We start from the raw sequence: 3,645 nt of genomic DNA, 5'->3' as shown, positions 1-3,645 counted from the left end.
CCCAGGAGCGCGGGTGCAGTTTGCCATCTACTTCCTGCTGGACTCGCCCGCTTCCACCTTTGTGGTGTGCGACCCCTTGGCAGCGGGTTTGCGGTACGTGCCGGGCAGCCTGTCGGTGAGCACAGGGGGAGGGGGAGCCTTCATTCCGCCGGGTGGGGCTGTGCCGCCTGCTTGTGGGGGCATCAGCAACCCCAACGGCGTGGTGGTGGTGAACGTGGGGGGAGGCAGTTCTGGCTCAGCCGGTGTCGTCCGCTTCGAGGTCACCGTTCCTAGGTAGGAGAGCCGTGTAGCCATGCCCTCTGAGAACTCCGTCTTTGCTATCGCGGTTGCAAAAGCGTTGCGTAGCGATGACGGCTTTCCCCCAGGTGGAGTGAGCCAGTCGTGGAGATATCTATCGAGGTTTGACAGCGCTTGCCGCCTGTGACGGTGGGATGTCAGGCTGAGACAGGAGTGGTTTTGCAGTCGGTAGGAACCATGACGCAGCGTGCCCAAGGATTTTGGCAATGGGGATCCCTTTGCCGGATTGGCCTCTACGTAGCTGCTCTGCTCTGCGGGGTGGCGCTCTGGGGGATCCCGGCCTTGGCTCTGCCCCAAGGGGATGCCATCACGGATCCCCGTACCCTGTTGCGGCGGGCGTTGCCTATTCAGGAAACGAAGCTGCTGGAAATTGATGAAGCCATCTCCAAAATCGACGCCGACCTGAAGTACAACCGCTGGTCGGCAGTGCGGGGAGATGTGCGCCAGGTAGAGCACCTCTTGGATCGCTATGGAGATTCCCTGCTGGCCGGCTTGCCCCCGGATCGGGTGACCCCAGCCTCTGAACAGATGGCTGCGCTGCGGGAGCAGTTGCGGGTGATCGGCCAAGCCAGCGAGCGCAAATCCAAGGGTAAAGAAGAGGCCCGCGCTGCCTACGACCGTCTAGTGGACGAGTTGGGATCCCTCGAAAACAACTGGGTGGGGGCTTTCCCCTACACAGTGCCTGCTGAGTATGCCGACAAACCTCAGCTCTTGGGGCGGGCAGAGGTGGAGCTAAACACCACCGCTGGGCGCATGGTGATCACCTTAGATGGCTACAGCGCCCCCATCACTGCCGGCAACTTTGCCGACCTGGTGCAGCGGGGCTTCTACGATGGCCTGACCTTTGACCGGGTGGAGACCTTCTTCCTGGCGCAGGCCGGGGATCCCCCTGGCCCTGCCGATGGCTATGTGGATCCGGCCACGGGCAAGGTTCGCACCATCCCCATGGAGATTCGCGCCAAAGGCGAGGTGATGCCCCGCTACGGCCAGACTTTTGATCAGATGGGCCTGTGGGATGTGGAACCGGCTCTGCCCTTTTCCGCCGAAGGGACGGTGGCCATGGCCCGCTATCCCGACGATCCCAACAGCGCCTCTTCTCAGTTCTTCATCTTTATGGCTGAGCCGGATCTCACCCCGGCGGGGTTAAACCTCATGGATGGCCGCTATGCCGTGTTCGGGTACGTTACCGAGGGAACGGAGGTGCTGCGCCACATCAAAGTGGGGGATCGGATTTTGAGTGCCAGATTGATTTCCGGCCAAGACAACCTCAAAACTGGAGCCTAGAGGGGATCCCTTCCTTCCTGCCTAACTGTGTCGATAAGCCGCCGTACCGTCGCCGCCCCTGCAGAGGGCTGGAAGCGAAAGGGAAATTTGCCCCTGGCCAACAGGCGCAGACCCAAAGGCACCAAGCTGAGCAGCCCTTTGGGATCCCGGCCCACCACCTGCAGGGCAAAGCGGCGCTCATCTATCCAACCACCGGAGCGCACCAGTTGCACCAGAGTCTTGCGGTGGCGGATGGCTATGGGCAAGGACTCCGTCCGAATAGCGCGAACAGCGTGCGATGGGGAACGGTCGGTGGGCAGAGCAGCGGTCTTGTCTGCATGGCGGGAGAGGATCCCCTGTTTGAGTTCGGTGATTTGATCCAGAGGTGCCACGCCCATCGGGCAGACGCTGTTGCAGTTCCAGCAGCGGGTACAGCCCCAGACACCAGCCAAGCTATCCAGAGCCTGCAGGCGTTGTTCCCGTTGGCTGTCGCGGCTGTCTTGGACGAGGCGGTTGGCTCTGGCCAGAGCATGGGGGCCGACAAACTCTGGGTTCACCTCTTTGGCATTGCAATCGGAATAGCAGGCTCCGCAGAGAATACAGCCACCGGCAGCGTTGAGATGCTCCCGTTCGGCAGGCAGCTGTAAAAACTCTCGCTCCGGGATGCGTCGCCCCGCCGTGCTGACAAAGGGATCCACCCGGCTGAGATCGTTCCAGAAGGGCTGCATATCCACCACCAGATCCCGCAGAACGGGCAGGTTTCCCAGAGGGCCGATGCGAATAGGCTGCGGCTGGGGGCTGCGGGGATCCAGCTCTTCGCCCACATGTCGGCCACAAGCCAAGGCTGCCCTACCGTTGATGCGCATGGCGCAACTGCCACAGATGGTGTTGCGGCAGTTTTTGCGGAAGGCCAAGCTGCCATCCTGCTCCCACTTGATCTGGTTGAGGCAATCGAGAATGGTGGCGCCAGGGGATGTCTCCAGCCAGAAGGACTGCCAGCGGGGCGGCTCCGGCGGCAACTGTCGGAAAATCTGAAATTCTACTCGCAAAGTGCTCTGCACCGCTGAAGGGAAAGGGGATCCCATCCTAGCTCTCTCCCTATTGCCCCGCAACGCTCACGCAAACAACGCGATAGCAGAAGTGGCTACAGCGCGCGGCTGAGGGCGCTCCCCGGCCCCTGAAACAACAGCCAAGAAATAAGGAAGTTGGTAACAAACACGCCCAGCAACGCCGTGACCACCGCATCGGTGGTGGAGCGGCCCACCCCCTTGGCTCCCCCGCTGGTGGAAAGGCCCCAGTTGGAGCCGACAATGGCGATCAAAGACCCAAACACCATCGCCTTCAAACAACAGACGAGCAAATCCCAAGAGGTCAGAAGGGTTTGCGCCGAGTTGAGAAACACTGCAGGAGAGATGTTGTAGGCCGAAGCGCAGATGATCATCCCCCCCACCAGCCCCGTCAGCAGGGAGAGGATGGTGAGCACCGGCAGCATCAGCCCCGCAGCCAGCACCCGCGGGATCACCAGATAATCCACCGGATCGGTGCGTAACAACAGCAGAGCGTCGATCTGCTCCGTGACCTTCATGGTGCCCAGCTCGGCGGCAAAGGCGGATCCCACCCGTCCGGCCAAGATCACGGCCGTCACCACCGGTGTCAGCTCGCGGGCAAGGGCAATCGCCAAAACTCCCCCAATTAGGGAGGAAGCGCCAAAGTTGATGAACTCCCGCGCCAACTGGATGGTGAAAACACCGCTGATCACCACCGCCGTAATCAAAACAATCAGCAGCGACTCCAGCCCCACCGCCGCAAGCTGATCCAGGGTGTTGCGGCGATGGATACGGCCCCGCATCAGATGCAAAATCACCTGACCGGTCAGGAGAAAACTGCTGCCCACCCGCTGCAACCAGCTCATGGTTTCCGTCTCAAGAAGCCGTTATCGCTAGGCGACGCTTTGGCGACCCCGTTAGCGGGGCGGAGTCCTTCGGGGTTGCCGGCTCCGCTGGCAGCTGAAAGCTGGGCACAAACGAGGCCCGTGTCAGGGGTTGATCCAGGATCAGCCCCTCTCCCCCCAGCACTTCTAGGGCA

4 protein-coding genes are annotated in these 3,645 nt (G+C 61.6%); 2 read left to right on the top strand and 2 right to left on the bottom strand.

Annotation, left to right across the window (positions count from 1 at the left end; translation table 11 throughout):
- Together NW837_RS05510 and NW837_RS05505 are read left to right on the top strand one after the other, a co-directional pair.
- A partial coding sequence (locus NW837_RS05510; RefSeq protein ID WP_414329708.1) for a hypothetical protein occupies positions 1-277 on the top strand: 277 nt, incomplete at its 5' end.
- A 197-nt stretch (positions 278-474) separates the two neighbouring features.
- The gene (locus NW837_RS05505; protein ID WP_414329706.1) at positions 475-1,581 is read left to right on the top strand and encodes a peptidylprolyl isomerase; all 1,107 of its coding nucleotides are present in this window, start codon (positions 475-477) and stop codon (positions 1,579-1,581) included.
- On the opposite strand, the gene NW837_RS05500 is transcribed toward NW837_RS05505, so the two are convergent.
- A complete protein-coding gene (locus NW837_RS05500; RefSeq protein WP_414329709.1) occupies positions 1,578-2,609 on the bottom strand; it encodes a succinate dehydrogenase/fumarate reductase iron-sulfur subunit in 1,032 nt (343 codons plus the stop codon). The two genes, NW837_RS05505 and NW837_RS05500, sit on opposite strands and share 4 nt — an antisense overlap.
- 95 nt (positions 2,610-2,704) lie before the next feature.
- On the bottom strand, positions 2,705-3,472 hold the full coding sequence (locus tag NW837_RS05495) for an MlaE family lipid ABC transporter permease subunit (RefSeq protein ID WP_414329705.1): 768 nt from the start codon (positions 3,470-3,472) through the stop codon (positions 2,705-2,707).
- Positions 3,473-3,645 lie beyond the last annotated feature (173 nt).

Origin of the sequence: Synechococcus sp. R6-10 (genome assembly GCF_047461815.1) — a bacterium.
Taxonomy (GTDB): Bacteria; Cyanobacteriota; Cyanobacteriia; order Thermostichales; family Thermostichaceae; genus Thermostichus.
This window is presented reverse-complemented; position numbering and strand designations above follow the sequence as displayed.